This is a genomic window from Actinomadura sp. B10D3, assembly GCF_039871695.1.
Classification (GTDB): domain Bacteria; phylum Actinomycetota; class Actinomycetes; order Streptosporangiales; family Streptosporangiaceae; genus Spirillospora; species Spirillospora madurae.
Map to the genome: position 1 here is coordinate 66980 of NZ_JBDPLY010000005.1, position 19797 is coordinate 86776.

The 19797-nt window shown below is 75.1% G+C and carries 21 protein-coding genes and 1 pseudogene; 16 read left to right on the forward strand and 6 right to left on the reverse strand.

Features of this window, described 5'->3' with window-relative positions; translation table 11 throughout:
• The first annotated feature begins 80 nt into the window (after nucleotides 1–80).
• From ABGB11_RS10885 to ABGB11_RS10925, 9 genes are all read left to right on the forward strand, one after another.
• Nucleotides 81–1142, forward strand: coding sequence for an aminotransferase class V-fold PLP-dependent enzyme (locus ABGB11_RS10885; protein ID WP_347631478.1), 1062 nt, complete (start codon nucleotides 81–83; stop codon nucleotides 1140–1142).
• Nucleotides 1143–1243: 101 nt separating this feature from the next.
• Nucleotides 1244–2269 carry an NAD-dependent epimerase/dehydratase family protein gene (locus tag ABGB11_RS10890; RefSeq protein WP_347631480.1) on the forward strand — a complete coding sequence of 342 codons (1026 nt, stop codon included), beginning with the start codon at nucleotides 1244–1246 and terminating at the stop codon, nucleotides 2267–2269.
• 37 nt (nucleotides 2270–2306) lie between these two features.
• Entirely contained in the window at nucleotides 2307–2975 is a 669-nt protein-coding gene (locus ABGB11_RS10895) for a glycosyltransferase family 2 protein (RefSeq protein ID WP_347631482.1), read from the forward strand.
• Entirely contained in the window at nucleotides 2972–3640 is a 669-nt protein-coding gene (locus ABGB11_RS10900) for a TIGR04282 family arsenosugar biosynthesis glycosyltransferase (RefSeq protein ID WP_347631484.1), read from the forward strand. Before ABGB11_RS10895 ends, ABGB11_RS10900 begins: the two co-directional genes overlap by 4 nt.
• The gene (locus ABGB11_RS10905) at nucleotides 3637–4254 is read left to right on the forward strand and encodes a class I SAM-dependent methyltransferase (RefSeq protein WP_347631486.1); all 618 of its coding nucleotides are present in this window, start codon (nucleotides 3637–3639) and stop codon (nucleotides 4252–4254) included. Before ABGB11_RS10900 ends, ABGB11_RS10905 begins: the two co-directional genes overlap by 4 nt.
• Before the next feature lie 11 nt (nucleotides 4255–4265).
• Nucleotides 4266–5390: a molybdopterin-dependent oxidoreductase gene (locus ABGB11_RS10910; RefSeq protein WP_347631488.1), complete on the forward strand. Its 1125-nt coding sequence runs from the start codon at nucleotides 4266–4268 to the stop codon at nucleotides 5388–5390.
• On the forward strand, nucleotides 5387–5854 hold the full coding sequence (locus tag ABGB11_RS10915; RefSeq protein ID WP_347631490.1) for a hypothetical protein: 468 nt from the start codon (nucleotides 5387–5389) through the stop codon (nucleotides 5852–5854). The genes ABGB11_RS10910 and ABGB11_RS10915 overlap by 4 nt, the downstream gene beginning before the upstream one ends.
• Complete coding sequence (locus ABGB11_RS10920; protein WP_347631492.1) at nucleotides 5851–7224, forward strand: hypothetical protein; 1374 nt, start codon at nucleotides 5851–5853, stop codon at nucleotides 7222–7224. The genes ABGB11_RS10915 and ABGB11_RS10920 overlap by 4 nt, the downstream gene beginning before the upstream one ends.
• Before the next feature lie 59 nt (nucleotides 7225–7283).
• Complete coding sequence (locus tag ABGB11_RS10925) at nucleotides 7284–7886, forward strand: DUF6058 family natural product biosynthesis protein (RefSeq protein ID WP_347631494.1); 603 nt, start codon at nucleotides 7284–7286, stop codon at nucleotides 7884–7886.
• 19 nt (nucleotides 7887–7905) lie between these two features.
• On the opposite strand, the gene ABGB11_RS10930 is transcribed toward ABGB11_RS10925, so the two are convergent.
• Nucleotides 7906–8658 carry an SDR family oxidoreductase gene (locus ABGB11_RS10930; RefSeq protein WP_347631496.1) on the reverse strand — a complete coding sequence of 251 codons (753 nt, stop codon included), beginning with the start codon at nucleotides 8656–8658 and terminating at the stop codon, nucleotides 7906–7908.
• A gap of 71 nt (nucleotides 8659–8729) precedes the next feature.
• Here ABGB11_RS10930 and ABGB11_RS10935 point away from each other — a divergent pair, with 71 nt between their 5' ends.
• From ABGB11_RS10935 to ABGB11_RS10945, 3 genes are all read left to right on the forward strand, one after another.
• On the forward strand, nucleotides 8730–9587 hold the full coding sequence (locus tag ABGB11_RS10935) for a LysR family transcriptional regulator (RefSeq protein WP_347631498.1): 858 nt from the start codon (nucleotides 8730–8732) through the stop codon (nucleotides 9585–9587).
• Between the two features lie 112 nt (nucleotides 9588–9699).
• The gene (locus tag ABGB11_RS10940) at nucleotides 9700–10122 is read left to right on the forward strand and encodes a DoxX family protein (protein ID WP_347631500.1); all 423 of its coding nucleotides are present in this window, start codon (nucleotides 9700–9702) and stop codon (nucleotides 10120–10122) included.
• A gap of 190 nt (nucleotides 10123–10312) precedes the next feature.
• Nucleotides 10313–10456: a hypothetical protein gene (locus ABGB11_RS10945; RefSeq protein WP_347631502.1), complete on the forward strand. Its 144-nt coding sequence runs from the start codon at nucleotides 10313–10315 to the stop codon at nucleotides 10454–10456.
• Between the two features lie 329 nt (nucleotides 10457–10785).
• Here the strand turns inward: ABGB11_RS10945 and ABGB11_RS10950 are convergent.
• Both ABGB11_RS10950 and ABGB11_RS10955 read right to left on the reverse strand, forming a co-directional pair.
• Nucleotides 10786–11157, reverse strand: a pseudogene (locus ABGB11_RS10950) (SRPBCC domain-containing protein); the annotation flags it as partial.
• A 121-nt stretch (nucleotides 11158–11278) separates the two neighbouring features.
• Complete coding sequence (locus tag ABGB11_RS10955) at nucleotides 11279–12337, reverse strand: ketoacyl-ACP synthase III (protein ID WP_347631504.1); 1059 nt, start codon at nucleotides 12335–12337, stop codon at nucleotides 11279–11281.
• A 154-nt stretch (nucleotides 12338–12491) separates the two neighbouring features.
• Here ABGB11_RS10955 and ABGB11_RS10960 point away from each other — a divergent pair, with 154 nt between their 5' ends.
• The 3 genes from ABGB11_RS10960 (at nucleotide 12492) to ABGB11_RS10970 (ending at nucleotide 16024) form a co-directional block, all read left to right on the forward strand.
• Nucleotides 12492–13523, forward strand: coding sequence for an acyltransferase domain-containing protein (locus tag ABGB11_RS10960; RefSeq protein ID WP_347631506.1), 1032 nt, complete (start codon nucleotides 12492–12494; stop codon nucleotides 13521–13523).
• The gene (locus ABGB11_RS10965) at nucleotides 13520–15304 is read left to right on the forward strand and encodes an acyl-CoA dehydrogenase (RefSeq protein WP_347631508.1); all 1785 of its coding nucleotides are present in this window, start codon (nucleotides 13520–13522) and stop codon (nucleotides 15302–15304) included. Before ABGB11_RS10960 ends, ABGB11_RS10965 begins: the two co-directional genes overlap by 4 nt.
• Before the next feature lie 144 nt (nucleotides 15305–15448).
• Nucleotides 15449–16024 (forward strand): TerD family protein, encoded by a 576-nt coding sequence (locus tag ABGB11_RS10970; RefSeq protein WP_347631510.1) that lies wholly within the window; start codon nucleotides 15449–15451, stop codon nucleotides 16022–16024.
• Nucleotides 16025–16165: 141 nt separating this feature from the next.
• Here ABGB11_RS10970 and ABGB11_RS10975 read toward each other — a convergent pair whose 3' ends face one another.
• Both ABGB11_RS10975 and ABGB11_RS10980 read right to left on the reverse strand, forming a co-directional pair.
• Nucleotides 16166–16588 (reverse strand): RidA family protein, encoded by a 423-nt coding sequence (locus ABGB11_RS10975; RefSeq protein WP_347631512.1) that lies wholly within the window; start codon nucleotides 16586–16588, stop codon nucleotides 16166–16168.
• A 39-nt stretch (nucleotides 16589–16627) separates the two neighbouring features.
• Complete coding sequence (locus tag ABGB11_RS10980) at nucleotides 16628–18373, reverse strand: class I adenylate-forming enzyme family protein (RefSeq protein WP_347631514.1); 1746 nt, start codon at nucleotides 18371–18373, stop codon at nucleotides 16628–16630.
• 177 nt (nucleotides 18374–18550) lie between these two features.
• On the opposite strand from ABGB11_RS10980, the gene ABGB11_RS10985 reads away from it, so the two are divergent.
• Nucleotides 18551–19330, forward strand: a complete 780-nt coding sequence (locus ABGB11_RS10985; protein WP_347631516.1) for an HAD-IIA family hydrolase — start codon at nucleotides 18551–18553, stop codon at nucleotides 19328–19330.
• A 3-nt stretch (nucleotides 19331–19333) separates the two neighbouring features.
• Here ABGB11_RS10985 and ABGB11_RS10990 read toward each other — a convergent pair whose 3' ends face one another.
• On the reverse strand, nucleotides 19334–19753 hold the full coding sequence (locus ABGB11_RS10990) for an ester cyclase (protein ID WP_347631518.1): 420 nt from the start codon (nucleotides 19751–19753) through the stop codon (nucleotides 19334–19336).
• Nucleotides 19754–19797: the final 44 nt, after the last annotated feature.

Genomic DNA, 19797 nt, shown 5'->3' on the forward strand with positions numbered 1-19797 from the left:
GGAAGGTATCAACCGCACTGATGGGTGGCCAAGAAAACCGTACTTTGCGCTATGGGTCGTCCGTCACCGACCATCGGTGCATGAGCCTTTCCCTCCAGGAGGCGCAGCGCGAGTTCACCGCCGGCGCCGCCTACCTCAACACCGCCAGTTACGGTCTGCCGCCGCGCGCCGCGCACGAGGCGATGCTGGCGACCGAGCGGGACCGGGCCGCCGGGCTGCTGACCACCGGTGCGATGGACGAGGTGGTCACCAGGTCCCGGGAGGCGTTCGCGCGGCTGCTCGGCGTCCCCGCGGCCCGTGTCGCGTGCGGGCCGCAGGTGTCCTACTTCGTGGGGCTGGTCGCGGCGTCCCTGCCCGCCGGCGCCGAGGTCCTGGTCGCCGACGGGGACTTCACCTCGCTGCTGTTCCCGTTCGCGGCCCGCCCGGACCTGGCCGTCCGGTCCGTCCCGCTGGAGCGGATCGCCGAGGAGGTGCGCGCGGGCACGAGCGCGGTCGCGGTGTCGGCGGTCCAGTCCGCCGACGGCCGCATCGCCCCCATGGACGACCTGATCGACGCCGCCCGCGGCCACGGCGCCCGGATCCTGCTGGACGCCACCCAGGCCGCCGGATGGCTGCCGCTGCCCGCCGGCCGGGTCGACTGGCTCGTCGCGGGCGGCTACAAGTGGCTGCTCGGCCCGCGCGGCACCTGCTTCCTCACCGGCACCCGGGAGGCTCTGGACGACCTGCCGGCCGTCGGCGCCGGCTGGTACGCCGGCGCCGACGTCTGGGACTCCATCTACGGGCTGCCGCTGCGGCTGGCCGAGGACGCGCGCCGCCTGGACCTGTCCCCGGCCTGGCAGAGCTGGGCCGGGCACGCCCCCGCGCTGGAGCTGCTCGAACGCGTCGGGGTCACCGCGATCCACGGCCACAACGTGGCGCTGGCGCGCCGGTTCCGCGCCGGCCTCGGCCTGCCGCCGGGGGATTCGGCGATCGTGCCGGTGCCCGTCCCGGACGGCACCGCCGACATGCTCCGACGCAACGGGGTGGTCGCCAACGTGCGCGCCGGGAGGCTGCGCTGCGCGTTCCACCTCAGCACCACCGAGGCCGACGTCGACAAGGCCGTCGACCTCCTCGCCCCCATCGTCGCCGGGGCGGCCGCCTGACCCGGCGGGGCCGGGTGAAGTTCTTACAAGGTTCGAACAAGGTGCCTTGACGGGCCATTTCGCGGCGCTGCGGGCGGGACCGGCGGCCTACGTTCGTCCGCATGAAAGTACTGCTCACCGGGTCGGCCGGATTCATCGGCTCGCACATCGCCGAGGCGCTGACCGCCGCGGGCCACCACGTCCGCGGCCTCGACCTGCGGCCGGACGGGCTCGGCGACGGGCCCGCCGACGTCCGCGACCCCGCCGCGGTCGCGCGGCGGCTGGAGGGCGTCGACGCCGTGTGCCACCAGGCCGCCAAGGTCGGGCTCGGCGTGGACGTCTCCGACCTGCCGGACTACACCTCGGTCAACGTCCAGGGCACCGCCGTCCTGCTGGCGGAGATGGCGCGCGCCGGCGTCGGCGTCCTGGTCCTGGCCTCCTCGATGGTGATCTACGGGGAGGGCGCCTACTCCTGCGACGTCCACGGCCCCGTCCGGCCCCGGCCGCGTCCGGAGGACGCGCTGCGCGCCGGGCGGTTCGAGCCCGGCTGCCCCGCCTGCGAGCGGCCGCTCGCGCCCGGCGCCGTCGGGGAGGAGGCCCCGCCCGGCCCCCGCAACGTCTACGCCGACACCAAGCTCGCGCAGGAGCACCTCGCCGCGTCCTGGGCGCGCTCCACCGGCGGGTCGGTCGCGGCGCTGCGCTACCACAACGTCTACGGGCCGCGGATGCCGCGCGACACCCCCTACGCCGGGGTCGCGGCGATCTTCCGGTCGCGGCTGATGCGCGGCGAGGAGCCGCTGGTGTTCGAGGACGGCGCGCAGCGGCGCGACTTCGTGCACGTCCGCGACGTCGCCCGCGCCAACGTGCTGGCGCTGGAGCGGGTCGGCGCCGGACCGCCCGAGCCCGCCGGGCTGCGCGCCTACAACATCGCGAGCGGCGAGCCGCGCACCATCGGCGACATGGCGGACGCGCTCGCCGCCGTGTTCGGCGGCCCGCGGCCGCGGGTGACCGGCGGCTACCGGCTGGGGGACGTCCGCCACATCGTCGCCCGGCCCGACCGCGCCCGCCGCGAGCTGGGGTTCTCCCCGTCGGTGCCGTTCGCCGAGGGCATCGCCGAGTTCGCCCGGCGGCCCGTCACCAGTTCGTAAGGGTCATCCTTCCGTCACGGAAAGTAGCGTCTGAGCTGTGATCGATGTGGTTCTTCCCTGCCTCAACGAGGCCGAGGCGTTGCCCTGGGTGCTGGCCAGGATGCCCGAGGGCTTCCGGCCCCTGGTGGTCGACAACGCCTCCACCGACGACTCGGCGCGCGTGGCCGCAGAGCACGGCGCCCGCGTCGTCCCCGCGCCGGCCCGCGGTTTCGGCGCCGCCTGCCACGCCGGGCTCCTGGCCGCCGAGACCGAGGTCGTGTGCGTCATGGACGCCGACGCCTCGCTCGACCCCGCCGAGCTGCCCCGGCTGACCGCCGAGCTCGACATGCTGGAGTCGGGCGGCGGATCCGGGCTGGTGCTCGGGCGGCGGCGGCCGTCCGGGCGGGCCGCGTGGCCGCCGCACGCCCGGCTCGGCAACGCCGTCCTGGCCCGGTCCCTGAACCGGCGCGCCGGAACCCGGCTGCACGACCTCGGGCCGATGCGCGCCGCCCGCCGCGCGGGCCTGCTGGCCCTCGGGCTGGAGGACCGCCGGTTCGGCTACCCCCTGGAGATGGTGCTGCGCGCCGCCCGCGCCGGATGGCGCATCGGGGAGATCGACGTCCCCTACCTGCCCCGCACCGGCACCTCGAAGGTGACCGGGACGGTCGGCGGGACGGTCCGCGCCGTCCGCGACATGCGCCGCGTCCTGGCGGAGGTCACGCCATGACGGCAACCACTGGAACGAAGGGCACTGCGGACGCCGATCTGATCGTCATCGCCAAGGAACCCGCCGCCGGGCGGGTCAAGACCCGCCTGACGCCCGCCTACACGCCCGCCGAGGCCGCCGACCTGGCCACGGCGGCCCTGCGCGACACCCTCGCCGCCGTCGCCGCGGCGCCCGCCGCCCGCCGCACCCTCGCGCTCGCCGGAACTCCCGGCCCGTGGCTGCCGGACGGCTTCGCCGTCACGCCCCAGCGCGGCGCCGGCCTGGACGAGCGCCTGGCCGCCGCCTTCGACGACGCCTGGGACGGCCGGCCGCTGGTGCTGATCGGGATGGACACCCCGCAGGTCACGCCCGCGATGCTGACCCGCGCCGCCCGGGAGCTCCGCCGCAGCGACGCGGTGTTCGGCCCCGCGGCCGACGGCGGGTTCTGGCTGCTCGGGCTGCGCCGCCCCGACGCGCGGTTGCTGCGCGGCGTCCCGATGTCGCGGCCCGACACCGGGGCGGTCCAGCGGGCGCGGCTGCGCGCGGCCGGGCTGCGGGTGGCGGTGCTGCCCGAACTCACCGACGTCGACACCCCCGCCGACGCCGAGGCCGTCGCCGCGTCCGCGCCCGGGACCCGGTTCGCCGCCGCCGTCCGCGCCCTCGGGGTCAGGACCGTCCCGGCATGATCGGTGAGCTGTACGAGGAGGCGCTGCGCGGCGGCGCCCGGGTCGAGATCGAGCACGCCGACGGACGCCGCCGCCCGCTGCCCCTCCAGGACTGGCTGGCGGTCCGGCCCGGCGACGGCGGCCTGCTGGACCGCTGCGCGGGCCCGACCCTCGACGTCGGCTCGGGGCCCGGCCGGCTGACGGTGGCGCTGGCCCGGCGCGGGCTCCCGGTCCTGGGCATCGACGTGGCCCCCTCCGCGGTCGCGCTGACGGTCGCGGCGGGCGGCCCGGCGCTGTGCCGGGACGTGTTCGGCCGCGTCCCCGGCACCGGCCGCTGGGGCACCGTGCTGCTCGCCGACGGCAACATCGGGATCGGCGGCGACCCGGCCGCGCTGCTGCGCCGCGTCCTGGCGCTGCTGGCGCCCGGCGGGCAGGTGCTGATGGAGGTCGAGCCGCCGGGCGCAGGGTCGCGGGTCGAGCCGCTGCGGCTGCGCTCGCCCCGGTCGGTCGGCGAATGGTTCGCCTGGGCGCACGTGTCCGCCGACGCCGCCGCGGGACTGGCCGCCGCGTGCGCCGCGACCGTCACCGAGTTCTGGGAGGAGGCGGGCCGATGGTTCGTCGCCCTGCGGTCATAAGACCCGCGTTCGTGAAACCCCCGGCGGTGCTGACGACGCTTTCGGGGCGGTTCACCAGCCGCCTGCACGACGAGCGGGTCGCGTCCTGGCTCGGCATCGCGCTCGGCGCCAGCATCCTGGTCTCGTTCGGGACCGGGCTGGTCAGCCACTTCATGCAGCAGCCCGCCGGGTGGATGCAGTGGCCGTCCCGGCCGGTGAACCTGTACCGGGTCACCCAGGGCGTGCACGTCATCGGCGGGGTGGCGACGGTGCCGCTGCTGCTGGCCAAGATGTGGACGGTCTACCCGAAGCTGTGGGAGTGGCCGCCGGTCCGCTCGCTCGTCCACGGGGCGCAGCGGCTGCTGGTGTTCGTCCTGGTCGGCGCGGCGCTGTTCCAGTTCGTCACCGGGGTGCTGAACATCGCCTACTGGTACGCGTTCCGGTTCTTCTTCACCACCGCGCACTACTGGACGGCCTACATCCTGGTCGGCGCGCTGGTCATCCACGTGACCGAGCGGTGGACGAAGGTGCGCCGGACGGTGATGACCCGGCCGCAGGACTCGGTGGGACGCCGCGGCTTCCTGCTCACCGTCGCCGGGGCGAGCGGAGTCATCGCCGCGACGACGGTGGGAGAGGCGTTCACACCGCTGGCGCGGCTGGCGGTGCTGGCCCCCCGCCGTCCCGGCGACGGGCCGCAGGGGGTGCCGGTCAACAAGTCGGCCGCCGCGACCGGTGTCGGCCCGATGGCCCGCGACCCCGGCTGGCGGCTCACGGTGACCGGCCGCGTCGCCCGGGAGGTCAGCCTGTCCCTGGACGACCTGCGCGCGCTGCCGCAGCACACCTCGCGGCTGCCGATCTCCTGCGTGGAGGGCTGGAGCGTGGAGGCGTCCTGGCGGGGCGTCCGGCTGCGGGACGTGCTGCGCATGGCCGGCGTCTCCGACGACGCGCAGGTGCGGGTCGAGTCGCTGGAACGCTACGGGCTCTACCGCACCTCGCAGGTCGCGCCGCCGCACTGGCACGACCCGCTGACCCTGCTGGCGCTCGGCCTCAACGGCGAGCCCCTCGCGCTCGACCACGGCTACCCCTGCCGCCTGATCGCTCCGAACCGGCCCGGGGTCATGCAGACCAAATGGGTGCACCGGCTGGTGGTCTCGTGAACGCGCGGACCGCCGCGCTGGCGGTGGCGTACGCCGCGGGCCTGGCGCTCATCGGTCTCGGGCTCCGCGGGATCGTGGCGGAGGTGCCGGTCGCCCGGTGGGCGGCGTGGTTCGCCGGGGCGGCGATCCTGCACGACGGGGTCCTGGTCCCGGCGGTGCTGGCGGCGGGGCTGGTCACCGGGCTCCTGCCCGCGCGGTACCGGCGCGTCGTGCGGGCGGCGCTCGTCGTCGCCGCGTGCGTCACGGCGGTCGCGCTCCCGCTCGTGCTGGGGTACGGGCGCCGCCCCGACGAGCCGTCCCGCCTGCCGCTGCCCTACGAGCGCAACCTCCTCATCGTGCTGGGCGCCATCGCCGCGGTGGCGGTCTGCACCGCGGTGGCGCGCGCCGTCATCGGACGCCGCCGCGTCCGGAGCGGCGGAGCGACCCGCGCGCCCCGGCCGTCTGCGAAGGGACCGAGCCGATGACACTCACCGATGTCCGCGAGCGCCCGCCGGCGGCCGTATCCCCGAGGCGGCGCGGGTGGCCCGGATGGGTCGCCGTCGCCGTGTGGGCGGCCGGGATCGCGGCGGCGTTCGCGGTGGGCTGGTACCTGCGGCGCGCCGGCCTGGCCACCGAGGACCGGCTGCCCCCGCTGCATGCGCGGGCGCGGGGGTGGCCCCTGACCTGGCAGATGCTGCCCGCGGCCGTGGTCGCCGCCGCCGCGGTGGCGGCCCTGCCGGTGCTCGCGGCGCGGCTCCCGTGGCGGGCGCTGCCGCCGGTCGCGTGGGCGGGCGCAGCTCTGTGGACGGTCGCGCTGGCGGCCTCCGGCGGGTGGGGCGCGCTGAAGGCGCCTTTGGACGCACCGACCGAGTACCCGGCGGGCCTGGCCCAGCTGCGGCCCGACCCGCTCCTGTGGCTGCAGACCTTCACCGAGCGGCTCGGCGGCTACACCACGCATGTGCGGGGGCATCCGCCGCTGCCGATGCTGGTGCTGTGGGCGCTGGAGAAGGCCGGGTTCGGCGGCACGGGCTGGGCGGCGGCGTTCATCATCGCGGCGGGCACGTCGGCGGTGGCCGCGATCGCGGTCACGGTGCGGTGCGTGGCGGGGGAGCGGGCGGCGCGGGCGGCGCTGCCGTTCCTGGTGCTGGCGCCGATGGCGGTGTGGTTCGCCACGTCGATGGACGCGTTCTTCCTGGCGGTGGGCGCGTGGGGCACGGCATTGGCGGCACTGGCCGCACGCCGGGCGGGGACGCGGGCGCCGGCCTGCGCCGTCGCGGCCGGGGTGCTGCTGGGGTGCCTGCCGTATCTGAGCTACGGCCTGCTGCCGCTGTTCGCGGTGCCGCTGGCGGTGCTGCTGCTCGCCCGTCCCCGGGTCCGGGTACTGGTGGCCCTCGCCGCAGGCCTGGCGGTGGCGCCGGCCGCGTTCACGCTGCTGGGGTTCTGGTGGCCGGACGGTGTCCGCGCCACCCTGGACACCTACCTGGTCAGCCGCGGGTCGGCGCAGCGCTCCTACGCCTACTTCGTGGTGGCGAACCTTGCGGTGCTGGGCCTGCTCACCGGCCCCGCGGTCGCGCACGCCCTGCCGCGCGCGCTGGGGACGCTGTGGCGGGACGGCAGGTCGCGGACGTTGTCGCCCGCGGGACCGGTCGCCGCGCTGGCCGGGGCGGCGCTGCTGGGCGTGCTCGCCCTGGACGCCTCCGGGGTCACCAAGGGAGAGGTCGAGCGGATCTGGCTGCCGTTCGCGGCGTGGGCGATGGTCGCGGCCGCCCTGCACCGGTCCCGCCCGCGGGCGTGGCTGGCGGCGCAGGCGGCGACCGCGCTGGCCGTCCAGGCGCTCGTCCTGTCGCCCTGGTGAGCGGGCGGGGCGCTCACGTTTCGGCGGGCGCCGAAACGACCCCGGGTTAGCGTCCGGGAATGAGCGACTCCGAGCTGAAGGCGCGGCTGGCCGGGCGGTTCAGAGAGGTCAACGGCGACCATCCGATGACGGCGGAGGACGACGCCTACGTCACCGCGTGGTTCACCGAACTGGAGGACCTGTGCGCCCGGACCGGCCGCGACGCCGGTCGGGTTCGCCGGCTGATGCTGGACGGCAGGCTCCCCCTGCCCGGCTACCTGCGCTCCGACGGCGCGGAGATGGTGCCGTCCGACCTGTTCGCCCTCGCCGACCGGGCCGGGGGCGTCGACGCGCTGGAGGAGTGGTTCCTGGCGCACTGGGACGACGCGGCCGCCGGCAAGGCGGAGTGGAGTGCCTACCTGAGCGGCCAGTACGTGTGCCTGCGCTCGGTCGCGCCGCAGACGATCCAGTACAAGGACGCCCTGGCCAGCGCGATCGAGGCGGCGCCGGGCGAACCGGACGCGGGGACGCCGGCCTGGACGCACCGGCTGCACGCCCTGATCGACGAGCTGGACGCGCTGACGCCCCCGTTCACCGCCTACGACCGGCTGCGTTTCGGCGGGCCCGTCTCCCGCGACCGGTGCATCGACGGCATGCGCGCCCGCTACCCCCGCGCCGCCTGACCTCGCTCACCTGGGCGGTTCACCAGGGGACGGGGCCGTCGTCGTGGAAGAACCCGCCGGTCGGGCCGTCGTCGCCGAGGGTGGCGAGCCGGATCGCGATCGCAGCGCCCTGCTCGGCCGTCCGGTCGACGATCCGGCCCGTCAGGCGGGCGAACTCCACCGTGAAGTCGGTCGCGCAGGCTCCGGGCGCGGCGGCGTTGACCAGGATGCCGGTGTCGCGCAGCCGCTTGGCGCACTGGATGGTGAGCATGTTCAGCGCCGCCTTGGACGCCGGGTAGGCCACCGAGGCGGCGGTGTTCCAGAAGTAGTGGTCCGGGTCGGTCATCGCGGTCATCGAGGAGGTACCGCTGGAGACGTTGACGATGCGTCCCGCGGGTGACCGGCGCAGCAGCGGCAGCATCGCGTTGGTCACCCTGATCACGCCGTACAGGTTGGTGTCGAACACGCGGTGCACGACGTCGAGGTCGGCCTCGTCGGGCAGGTGGTCGGCGCCGCCGGAGACGCCGGCGTTGTTGACCAGGACGTCCAGGCGCCCGTCGGTGTCGGTGACCTGCCGGGCCGCCGCCTGCACCGTGGCGGGGTCGGTGACGTCCAGGGTGACGGCGCGGGCGTCGTGCCCGGCGTCGCGCAGCGACACGGCGGCCTTCTCGCCCAGCCCCGGGTCGCGGGCGCCGATCAGGACGGTCATGCCCCGCGCGGCGAGCCCCGCGGCGATGGCGTACCCGATGCCCTTGTTCGCCCCGGTCACCAGGGCGGTCGTGGTGTCGTTCATGCCGTTCACCCCACCACCGGCGGGGCCGCGGGCTCCAACACCGATCGGCGCGCGATCAATACCCTGGGGGTATGGACGTGGTGGAGACGCGCGAGCTGACCTACTTCCTGGCGGTGGCGCGGGAGCTGCACTTCGGGCGGGCGGCCGAGCGGCTGGGCATCGCGCAGCCGCCGCTGTCGCGGGCGATCAGCCGGCTGGAGCGGCGGCTGGGGGTGACGCTGCTGGAGCGCACGAGCCGCCGCGTCGTGCTGACCCCGGCCGGGGAGACGCTGCTGGCCGAGGGGTCCGCCGCGCTGGAGGCGGTCGCGGCCGCCGTCCGCCGCACCCGCCGCGCCGGTGACGGCGGGCCCCGGCTGGTCCTGGCGCTGAAACCCGGCGGGGACGGCGGCGGGCTGCTCCCGGCGATCCTGGCCGCCTACGAGCGCGAGCCGGACGCGGTGCCGGTGGAGATGCTGCTCGGGTTCGGGGCGGATCGGGTGCTGCGGGAGGGCCGCGCCGACGCCGCGCTGCTGTACACGCCGCGGCAGGACGTCACCGGCCTGGCCACCGAGGAGCTGCTGAGGGAGCGGCAGGTCGCCGTCCTCCCGAAGAACCACCGGCTGGCGGGCCGCGCCGAGGTGGCGATGGCCGACCTGGACGGCGAGGTCCAGCCGCACGCGCCCTACGGGGCGAGGCCGGGCGACGGTCCCGTGATCAGCGACGGCGGGCAGCTGATGCAGCTGATCGCGCTCGGCCGGGCGGTGGCGATCCTGCCGGCGTCGATGCGGGGGCTGCTGCGCGACGACCTGACCGCGGTGCCGGTGCGGGACGCCGAGCCGACCACGCTGGTGCTGGCGTGGCCCGAGACGTCCCGGTCCCGGGCGCTGGCGGCGTTCGTCCGCGCCACGGCCGCCGTCGCGGCCGAGGCCGCCGCGTCTCACCTGGGGTGATACGGCGGCGAAAAACTTCCGAAGAAAAATCCGGCGGGATGTCGATCCGGCGGCCGGCCGTGCGACGCGTCAGTGAAAGGCCGATGGGACACCGCACGGAAGGACCCCGATCATGAGCACCCAGACCCTCGCCACCACCCAGACCGGCGCCGGCGGGCGCCGCACGCTCCGCAGGGTGCTGTGGGGCGCGCAGATCTTCCTCGCCGCGTTCCTGCTGTTCGCGTCGGCGCTGCCGAAGTTCGCCGGGCAGGCCGAGGCCGTCCGGACCTTCGAGGAGATCGGCTGGGGCCAGTGGTTCCGGTACGTGACCGGCGCGGTCGAGGCCGCCGGCGCGATCGGCCTGGTGGTCCCGCGGCTGGCCGGGCTCGCCGCGGCCGGGCTGATCGGCCTGATGGCCGGTGCCGCGCTGACCCAGCTGCTGGTGCTGGAGCCGGCGTGGGCGCTGATGCCCGTCGGGTTCGCGGTCGTGTTCGCTGCCGTCGTCTGGGACCGCCGCGCCGAGTCCCGTGAGGTGCTGCGCTCGCTGAAGCGCTGACGGCGTGCCCGCGCGGCGCGCACGGCGGACGGCCCGGCGGCCACCTGACCCCGGGCCGTCCGCCGTTTGCGCGGTCTCAGCCGTCGCCGGGCAGGAGGGAGCGCAGCTCGGCGCTGAGGGCCTCGGCGGCCTCGGGACGGCCGTGGTAGGCGGCCGGGGTGTTCTGGACAGCGCGACGCGCCATTCGCCCATGAGCTGGGACGCGGTGAGCGTCTGCACGCTGTTGGCCTCGGGGTCGATACCGGAGGAGCCGGGCGGGACCATGCCGGCGACGGCGCGCAGGACGGCGGCGCCCGGGGCGATCAGCCGGACGTCGCGCACCCGGCCGATGTAGCGTGCGGTCTGGTGGTCGGCGAAGATCGCGTCGAGCTCTGCGGCGATGCGCTCGCGGCCGGAGTGCAGGGTGCCGTCGAAACCGATCGTCTCGCCGTCGTCGCGGAACGGCGCGGCGAACGCGGCGCCGTCCCGGGCGTTCCAGCCGTCCAGGATCCGCCGGTACAGGGCGCGGACGGCGTCCAGGGAGCCGAGCCGCTCGGCGTAGCGGTCGTGGTGGACCTGCCAGCGGTCGGTGGTCCAGCCGTCCCAGTCGACGCGCGCGCCGTCCAGGGCCTCGGCGAGGTAGTCCAGATGCAGGTGCCATCCGGCGAGCGTCTGGACGAGGTACTCGCCGGGGAGCTGGACGTCGCTGGTGAACACCAGGTGCGTCCCTTCGGGGGAGGGGGTCAGTTCCCAGCGGAGCCGGCCGTGGATGTCGGAGTCCAGCTCCAGCAGGCGGGGCGGGTCGAAGGCGGTGACGGTCCCGCGGGCGACGGGCTCGTCGGCGGCGTCGCCGGCGTTGAGCCACCTCAGCTCGAACTTGCCGCCCACGGCGGGTTCCAGGACGGCCTCGGCGAGCCAGGCCGACAGCTCGCCGGGGTCGGTGAGGGCGCGCCAGACCCGTTCGGGCGGGTGGCGCAGGCGGCGCTCGAAACGCAGCAGGGCCCGCCCGTCCCGCTGGGTCGCCGTGCCGTCGGGGTACTGCTCGCCGGTGCTCATCTCGCCTGCCTCCTCGGTCGCGTTCTGCCCGGACGTGCGGCGGGCCACGCGCAGTGCGTGCCGCCGCCTCCGAACATAACCCTTATCGCATATAACCTTCAAGGCATGTACGGAGGGAAGGTCAGGCGGGCGGCCAGGTGATGACGGTGTGCCCCCAGGTCAGGCCGGCGCCGAACCCGGCGAGCAGCACCAGGTCGCCGGGCCCGATCCGGGACGTGCGGACGGCCCGGTCCAGGGCGAAGGGGATGCTGGCGGCCCCGATGTTGCCGACGTCCTGCCCGACGATCGCCAGCTGCCGCGGTTCCAGGCCGGCGTCCGGTGCGAGCGAGGCGACCAGCCGCGGGTTGGGCTGGTGGGGCACCACCAGGGCCAGGTCGGCGGGCTTGATCCCGGCGTCGTCGGTCGCCTCGGCCACCAGCCGCGGGAAGATCGCGGTGATGAAGTCGCGGACGGCGCGGCCGTCCATGTGGATGGTGTGGCCGAGCGCGGCGAGGGTCTCGGGGCTGGCGGGCAGCCGGCTGCCGCCCGCGGGGATCAGCACGTCCTCGGCGCCGGAGCCGTCGGATCCGAGGGTGATGGGCCCGATCCCGTACGGCGCCGGGGCGGGCCCGACGACCGCGGCGGCGGCGCCGTCGCCGAACAACGCGGCGGTGGCGCGGTCGGCGCGGTTGAGGAACCGCGAGTACACCTCGACGCCGACGACCAGCGCGTACGGGGCGGAGCCGCGCTGGGTGGCCAGCCAGCCGATCGCGGTCTGCAGCCCGAAGACGAACCCGCTGCAGGCGGCGGAGATGTCGAACGCGGCGGCGTTGCGGGCGCCGAGCGCGGTCTGCACGCGGCAGGCGGTGGAGGGGGCGATGACGTCGGGGGTGGAGGTGCCGACCACGAGCAGCCCGATGCCGGCGGCGTCCAGCCCGGCGGCGCGCAGCGCCCGGTCCGCTGCGGCGGCGGCCAGGTCGGAGGCGGCCTCGCCGGGCGCGGCGACGTGGCGGCGCGCGATCCCGGTGCGGCGCTCGATCCAGGACGGCTCCAGGCCCAGCGCGCGGGAGAGTTCGGCGCTGGCCACGCACTCGCGGGGCAGGTGGGCGCCGGTCCCGCGGATCGCCCATCCCCGGCCGGCGTCCGCCTCGTGTCCGCCCGGTCCGGTCCGGGTCCGTCCGGGCGCGTCCGGCATTGTCATGCGCGCACTCCCCCCTGCTCACAGCACTGACGGTTGTCAGCCCCATTCCATGAGTGAATAATCCCATTTCAGGGTTTTTGTTCCATATCTGTCTGTAACGCAGCATTGAGTCGAATAGAGACGTGAGCCTTCCTTCCAGGTAAGGAGACCCCGCGTGCCGTCCCCCCGATTCAGCCCGGTCGAGGAGCTCAAACCCGACGACGTCTGCGCCTTCCTTTTCCCAGGCACCGGCTCTGCCGGCGTCCCCGACCTGGCGGGCCTCGCCGCCACCGGACCCGCCACCGCCCGCGCCGTCACCGACGTCCTGGACGCCGTCCAGGAGGGCCTGCCGCGCAGCGGATGGCCGTCGTTGCGGTCGATCCTGCTGGTGGATCCGGGCGGGTACCGGGCCGCGGCCCGCACGCCCGGCGTCGCCCAGCTGTCCTCCTACGCCGCGTCCGTCGCCGTGGACCGGGCGCTGCGCGCGCACGGCGTCCACCCCCGGTTCGCGGTCGGGCAGAGCTTCGGGGAGATCGCCGCGCTGGTGTGCGCGGGCGCGTTCGCGATCGCCGACGGCGCCCGCATGGCGGTCGCGGCGGTCGGCGTGCTGGCCCGGCGAGGCCGGGGCGGCGGGATGGGCCTGCTGGAGGCCGGCGAGGACGCCACCCGGGCGTGCATCGAGGCCGCCGGCGCCCCGGAGGTGGTCGTCGCCTGCCTGAACGCCCCGGAGGTCACGGTCGTGTCCGGCCCCGACGGGCCCTTGGACACCGTCCTGGACACCGCACGCGGCCGGGGCGTCAACGCCGTGCGCCTGGCCGTCCCCTACATGTCGCACCATCCCGCGATGACCGGCGCCGACGACGAGTGGTACGCGTTGATCCGCGACTGCCCGCAGCGGCCCCTGGAGCTGCCGGTGCACTCACCGGTCCGGGGCCGCGCCTACCACGACGGCGACGACCTGCACCGCGCCATGGCCGACTGCATCGTCCGGCCCGTCCGACTGCCAGAGGCGCTGCGCGCCGTGCACGCGGCGGGCGCGACCGTGTTCACCGAGGCCGGCACGGGCAACGCGCTGTGCCAGTGCGCGCGGCTGACCGTCCCGGGGGTGCGGACCCTGGCGCCGCTGCGTGACCGCCCCCGCCACGGACTCACCGGCAAGGCCGCTTCCGGCGTAGTCCCCGCCCGCGACCAGGAGGACGGATCATGAGCACCGCCGCCGATCTGCTCGGGTTCGTGCGCGGCACGTCCCTGGACGCCAAGGACCGGGCCAGGGTGGAGGAGGCCGTCCCGGAGGAGTTCTTCACCGTCCCCGACGGGCTCACCGCCCGGGACCGGCAGGCGCTCACCTACGAGCGGCTGCGCCGGGCCGGGCTCGCCGCGCCGCCGGCGGGCGAACTGCTGGCCGACCCGCCGGCGCTCTGCGCGCTGCTGGAGCGCGCCGCGATCGCCGATCCGCCGCTGTTCCACGTGATGCTGCTGCACTACACCCTCGCGCTCGGCCCGGTCCTGCGGTTCGGCGGGGACCAGGACGGGACGCGGGCGGTGCGCGACTCCCTGGAGTCGATGGCGTCGTTCGGCACCCTGCTGATGACCGAGGTAGGGCGCAGCAACAGCCACCTGTCGCCGCGGACCGTCGCCCGCCACGACCCGAGCACCGGAGGGTTCGTGCTGAGCACCCCGGACCGACAGGCGGCCAAGTTCCCCACCAACACCGCCCATCCGGACGTCCCCAAGACCGCCGCCGTCTACGCCACCCTCGTCCACGGCGGCGAGGAGCGCGGCGTATTCGTGTTCGCGGTGCCGCTGCGGGGACCGGACGGCTCGGTCCCGCCCGGCGTCCGGATCGTCGCGGCGCCGGAGACGACCGGGCTGCAGGTCGATTACGCCGCCGTCCTGCTGGACGGCCTGCGCGTCCCCTACGAGGCGTGGCTGCGTGACGGCGCCCGCATCGACGCCGACGGGACGTTCCACGACCCCGCCGGGACCGCGGCGGCGCGGCTGACCCGGTCGATGGGGATCGCGCCGCCGGTGTGGCGGGCGGTCGTGTCCGCCTCCGCCGCGATCACCCGGGCCTCGGCGGGGACGCTGCTGGCGCATTCGGCGGGCCGCACCACGCTCGGGCGGCTGGCGCCGCGCCGTCCGCTGACCGACTACCGCAACCAGCAGGAGGCGGTGCTGGGCGCGCTGGCGTCGGCCTACGCCCTCACCGCGGTCGCCGCCCACGTCACCGCCCCCCGGCCCGCCGCCGCGGCGGACGCCACGGGGGGCCCGGCGACCGCGTGGGCGCCCTGGTCGGCGGTCGACCGCGACCTGGCGCTGCTGAAGGCCGCCGCGACCGTCCAGGCGCAGGAGACGGTGTCGGCCTGCCGCGTGCACAGCGGCGCGCCCGGGTTCGCCGCGGTCGAGCGTCTCAACGCCTACCGGGGGCTGACGCACGCCTACCAGAACGCCGGCGGCGACAACGAGCTGATCCTCTACGACACCGCCCGCGCGATGGCCGACCTGGACCGCTACGTCCCGCCCGAAGCCGAGGCAGGGCCGCCCGACGACGGCGATCTGGAGTCACCGCGCGTCTGGCTGTTCCTCGCCCGCGACACCGAGCGCAGGATGCGCGACCGGCTCGCCGCCCGGGTGAACGACGCCCTGCACGACGGCGAGGACGCCTTCACCGCGTGGAACGGCAACCTCGTCCTGGCCGCGCGGACCGCCACCGCCTGCGCCGACCGGGTCGTCCTGGAGATCCTGGCCTCCGCCCTGGACAGCGGTCCGCGCGCCCTCGGGCCCGTCCTGCGGCTGCACGCCCTCGACCGGCTGGAGCGCCGCGCCGCCGACCTGCTCAACGAGGGGGTCGTGCCGCCCGGCCTCCTCGACGAGCTGTGGGCGGCACGGCGCCGCACCTGCGACGAACTGGCCCCCGGCGCCCAGGATCTGGCCGCCGCGCTCGACCTTCCCGCCCCGGTCACCGCGCCCGCCGCCTTCCTCGCCTGAGCGCCCGGCCGCGGCACGCGGACCGGCCCGCCACGCCGCGAATTCGCCAAGGATCAAGGGGAACCAGCGGGAAGTGGCTACCGTTCTGGTAAGACAGACTGCACGCGGGTGCCCTTCACCCGCTGGCCGATACGGAGGTAGACAGTGGGAGTCAGTCTGAGCAAGGGCGGCAACGTCTCGCTGACCAAGGAGGCCCCCGGACTGACCGCCGTCGTGGTTGGTCTGGGCTGGGACGTTCGGACCACGACCGGAAGCGATTTCGACCTCGATGCCAGCGCCCTGCTGTGCTCGGCGGAGAACAAGGTCCTGTCGGACCAGCACTTCGTGTTCTTCAACAACCTCAAGAGCCCGGACGGCTCGGTCGAGCACACCGGCGACAACCTCACCGGCGAGGGCGAGGGCGACGACGAGCAGATCAAGGTGAACCTCACCTCGGTCCCCGCCGAGGTCTCCAAGATCGTCTTCCCGGTGTCGATCTACGACGCCGACACCCGCCAGCAGAACTTCGGCCAGGTCCGCAACGCGTTCATCCGCGTGGTGAACCAGGCCGACAACGGCGAGATCGCGCGCTACGACCTGTCGGAGGACGCCTCGACCGAGACCGCGATGGTGTTCGGCGAGCTGTACCGCAACGGCACCGAGTGGAAGTTCCGCGCGGTGGGGCAGGGCTACGCCTCGGGCCTGTCGGGCATCGCGTCCGACTTCGGGGTGAACGTCTGAGCGTCCGCCGCAGGTGACGGGGGCGTCCCGGGTGCCCGGGGCGCCCCGTCGCGTTCTTAGGCGTGGTCACGCTTCTTCGGCGGGGCGCGTGTTCCAGTCCGGGCATGTCGACCGCCGCGACGCATCTTGCGGTGGGACGGGCTAGGTGGCGGGGACCACGGCCATGGCCTCGATCTCCACGAGCAGGTCGTCGCGGACCAGGCGGGACACCTCCACCAGCGACGCGGCCGGGGACACGCCCTCGGGGATGAACTCGGCGCGCACCGCACGCACGACGCCGACGCCGCCGGCGTCCCGCAGGAAGTACCCGAGCCGCACGACGTGCTCCCAGCGGGCGTCGGCCGCGGCCAGCGCGGCCTCCAGGTTGGCGAACACCTGCCGGGTCTGGGCCTCCAGGTCGCCGGGGCCGACGAGGTTCCCGGCGGCGTCCAGGGCGATCTGGCCGCTGAGCACGACCAGCCGGCCGGGGACGTCGACGGACACGGCGTGGCTGTAGCCGGGGCCGGGGGCCAGGCCCGGCGCGTCGATCTGCCTGATGCCGGTGCGCGGATCGTGGTCGCTCACAAGATCACGATACGCGCCGTCCGGTGGCGGTGCCGAGGATCAGCCGAGCAGTTCCTCCCGCAGCCGCGTCTTGAGGATCTTCCCGCCGGGGTTGCGGGGCAGGCCCTCGTCGCGGAACCAGAAGTGCACCGGCACCTTGAACGCCGCGATCCGGCCGCGCAGGAACTCCTGGATCTCCTCCTCGCCCGCCGCGGCGCCGGGGCGCAGCACGACCACCGCGCCGACCTCCTCGCCGAGGACCTGGTGGGGGACGCCGATGACCGCGCAGTCGGCGATCGCGGGATGCTCGTACAGGGCGGCCTCGACCTCGGCGCAGTAGATGTTCTCCCCGCCGCGGATGAGCATGTCCTTGGCGCGGTCGACGATGTAGACGAACCCGTCCTCGTCCAAGCGGGCCAGGTCGCCGCTGTGGAACCAGCCGTCCACGAACGCCCGCGCGGTCGCCTCGGGCTTGTTCCAGTAGCCCTTGATGACGTTGGGGCCCTTGATGAGCAGCTCGCCGACCTCGCCGGGCGGCAGCTCCTCCCCGGCGGGGTCGACGACCTTGACGTCGCAGACGGCGACGGGAGGGCCGACGCTCTCGGGCCGCTCCAGGTAGTTCACCCCGCCGTTGTAGGTGGTGACCGAAGACGTCTCGGTCAGGCCGTACCCGTTGCCGGGCATGCGCTCGGGCAACCGCTCCTTGATCTTGTCGACGAGGGCGGGCGCGGCGGGCGCGCCGCCGTAGCTGACGCCGGTGAGGCTGGAGGTGTCGTACTCGCCGAAGTGGGGGGAGGTGAGCACCTGCCAGGCCATGGTGGGCACGCCGCCGAACCCGGTGACCTTCTCCCGCTCGATCAGCTCCAGCGCCTTGCGGACGTCCCACTTGTACATCAGCACCACGGTGCCGCCCTGCAGGGCGCTGGTGACCAGCACCGAGTGGCAGCCGGTGGCGTGGAAGAACGGGACGCTCAGCAGCGTCACCCGCGGCTGCGGCGCGGTCAGCTCCTCGACGGTCCGGCCGGCGCGGACCCCGGCCGACATGATCCCGTAGGCGAGGCTGACGGGGTTGGTGGCGATGTTGCGGTGCGTGCCGAGCGCGCCCTTGGGCCGTCCGGTGGTGCCCGAGGTGTAGAAGATCGTGGCCTCGTCCTCGGGATCGAGCGCCACCTCCGGCAGCGAGGCCGCGGCCGGGTCGCCGGCGTCGCCGACGGCGTCCTCGAACGCCTCGGCCCCGGCGGGCAGCGGCCCGTCCGGGCGGGCGACCAGGGAGGGGATGCCGAGCTTCGTCACCACCCCGGCCAGGCGCTCGGCGCGCTCGGCGTCGGCGATGAGGACCTTCGCGCCGCTGTCGGCCAGGCCGTACTCCAGCTCTCCGGCGCTCCACCAGGCGTTCAGCGGCACCACCACCGCGCCCGCCGCGGCGGCGCCGAAGAACGCCACTGACCATTCGGGGTAGTTGCGCATGGCGATCGCGACCCGGTCGCCCTTGGCTATCCCGTACCGGTCGATGAGCCGCCGCGCGAACGCCGCCGCCCGCGCGTAGTTGGCGGCGAAGGTGAGCCGGTCGTCGCCGTAGACCAGGTAGTCCTTGTCGCCGTGGGCGCGGGAGATCTCCAGGATGTCGCGCAGGGTGGCCGGGGCGTTCTTCCAGATGCGGGTCCGCACGCCGCGTACCTCGGTCTCGGCCATCTCGAACAGCCGCCCGGGCGCGGTCATCGCCGCCCGGACCTCGGCGATGGCGGGCAGCCCGCCGTCCTGTCCGGTGCCCTGCGTGTCCCGGTCCTTCACGTCACGGTCCTGCACGTCGCGCCTCCCGCGGGGTCACGGCGCGCCGCCGCGCGGGCCCCTCCGCCGAACACGGTTCGGTGCGCCGTGCTCGAAATCTATGATCCACATCACGGGCGGGTCAACGCCCCCGCCGCCGCGGGCCGATTCGCCCGGATGGTCCTTCGGATGATCCCTGCCTGCGACAATGGGGGCATGACCGAGCGCAAGCCGATCGAGTACTGGCTGTCGGACATGGACGGGGTGCTGGTCCACGAGGGCCGTCCCGTCCCCGGCGCGGAGGAGTTCATCCGGCGCCTGGCCGCCTCCGGGAAACCGTTCCTCGTCCTGACCAACAACTCGATCTACACCCGCCGGGACCTGTCGGCCCGCCTGGCCGCGGCGGGGCTCGTCGTCCCGGCCGAGTCGATCTGGACGTCGGCGCTGGCCACCGCCCGGTTCCTGGCCGACCAGCGGCCCGAGGGGTCGGCGTACGTGATCGGGGAGGCGGGGCTGACGACCGCGCTGCACGAGGCGGACTTCGTCCTGACCGACATCGACCCCGACTACGTGGTGCTGGGGGAGACCCGCACCTACAGCTTCTCGCAGATCACCCGTGCGATCCGGCTGATCGAGAACGGCGCCCGGTTCGTGGCGACCAACCCCGACCCGATCGGCCCGTCCCCGGAGGGGTCGCTGCCGGCGTGCGGCGCGGTCGCCGCGATGATCACTCGCGCGACGGGCGTGGAGCCCTACTTCGTCGGCAAGCCGAACCCGCTGATGATGCGGACGGCGCTGAACGTCGTCGGCGGGCACAGCGAGAGCACCGCCATGATCGGCGACCGGATGGACACCGACATCGTCGCGGGCGTCGAGGCCGGGCTGGAGACGATCCTGGTGCTGACCGGGGTGACCGGCAAGGACGAGATCGCCCGGTTCCCGTTCCGGCCGCACCGCGTCGTGGCGTCCATCGCCGACCTGGTCGACCTGGTCTGACCGTCAGCCGGGGAGGGCCACGGCTCCGAGGGCGGTCATGAGGCCGAGCGCGTCCGACACGACCCAGTACTCGGCGAACCGGCCGTCCTCGGCGCGGAAGATGTCCTGGCCGCTGAAGGAGACGGGTGTGCCGGGCTCGGCGGTGGCGCCGGGGATGCCGCCGCGGTAGGAGCCGTGGAAGCTCCATCCGGCGGCGACCATCCCGCCGCCGACGACCGGGCCGACGTCCAGGGTGACGCGCACGTCGGTGAAGTAGGCGTGCGAGCGGCGGACCTGCTCGGCGGCCTCGGCGGGGCCGTGCACCTCCAGGTTCGGCCAGTGGCCGGTGAAGCCGGGGGTGAGGATCTCGGCGGCGGCGGCGTGGTCGCCGCCCCACACCTCGAACAGCCACCTGCGGTAGAGGGCGTCCAGTGCGTCGTCCATGCCCGGGGTGCTGCTCGCGGGCCCGGCCGGCCAAACGTAGAATC

What these genes read in the sequence shown, in the direction of transcription:
- ABGB11_RS10985 (WP_347631516.1), top strand. Translation starts at nt 18,551, where the DNA reads ATGACCGAGCGCAAGCCGATCGAGTACTGGCTGTCGGACATGGACGGG.
- ABGB11_RS10935 (WP_347631498.1), top strand. Translation starts at nt 8,730, where the DNA reads ATGGACGTGGTGGAGACGCGCGAGCTGACCTACTTCCTGGCGGTGGCG.
- ABGB11_RS10940 (WP_347631500.1), top strand. Translation starts at nt 9,700, where the DNA reads ATGAGCACCCAGACCCTCGCCACCACCCAGACCGGCGCCGGCGGGCGC.
- ABGB11_RS10905 (WP_347631486.1), top strand. Translation starts at nt 3,637, where the DNA reads ATGATCGGTGAGCTGTACGAGGAGGCGCTGCGCGGCGGCGCCCGGGTC.
- ABGB11_RS10990 (WP_347631518.1), bottom strand. Translation starts at nt 19,753, where the DNA reads ATGGACGACGCACTGGACGCCCTCTACCGCAGGTGGCTGTTCGAGGTG.
- ABGB11_RS10945 (WP_347631502.1), top strand. Translation starts at nt 10,313, where the DNA reads ATGAGCTGGGACGCGGTGAGCGTCTGCACGCTGTTGGCCTCGGGGTCG.
- ABGB11_RS10925 (WP_347631494.1), top strand. Translation starts at nt 7,284, where the DNA reads ATGAGCGACTCCGAGCTGAAGGCGCGGCTGGCCGGGCGGTTCAGAGAG.
- ABGB11_RS10920 (WP_347631492.1), top strand. Translation starts at nt 5,851, where the DNA reads ATGACACTCACCGATGTCCGCGAGCGCCCGCCGGCGGCCGTATCCCCG.
- ABGB11_RS10900 (WP_347631484.1), top strand. Translation starts at nt 2,972, where the DNA reads ATGACGGCAACCACTGGAACGAAGGGCACTGCGGACGCCGATCTGATC.
- ABGB11_RS10930 (WP_347631496.1), bottom strand. Translation starts at nt 8,658, where the DNA reads ATGAACGACACCACGACCGCCCTGGTGACCGGGGCGAACAAGGGCATC.
- ABGB11_RS10885 (WP_347631478.1), top strand. Translation starts at nt 81, where the DNA reads ATGAGCCTTTCCCTCCAGGAGGCGCAGCGCGAGTTCACCGCCGGCGCC.
- ABGB11_RS10955 (WP_347631504.1), bottom strand. Translation starts at nt 12,337, where the DNA reads ATGACAATGCCGGACGCGCCCGGACGGACCCGGACCGGACCGGGCGGA.
- ABGB11_RS10965 (WP_347631508.1), top strand. Translation starts at nt 13,520, where the DNA reads ATGAGCACCGCCGCCGATCTGCTCGGGTTCGTGCGCGGCACGTCCCTG.
- ABGB11_RS10890 (WP_347631480.1), top strand. Translation starts at nt 1,244, where the DNA reads ATGAAAGTACTGCTCACCGGGTCGGCCGGATTCATCGGCTCGCACATC.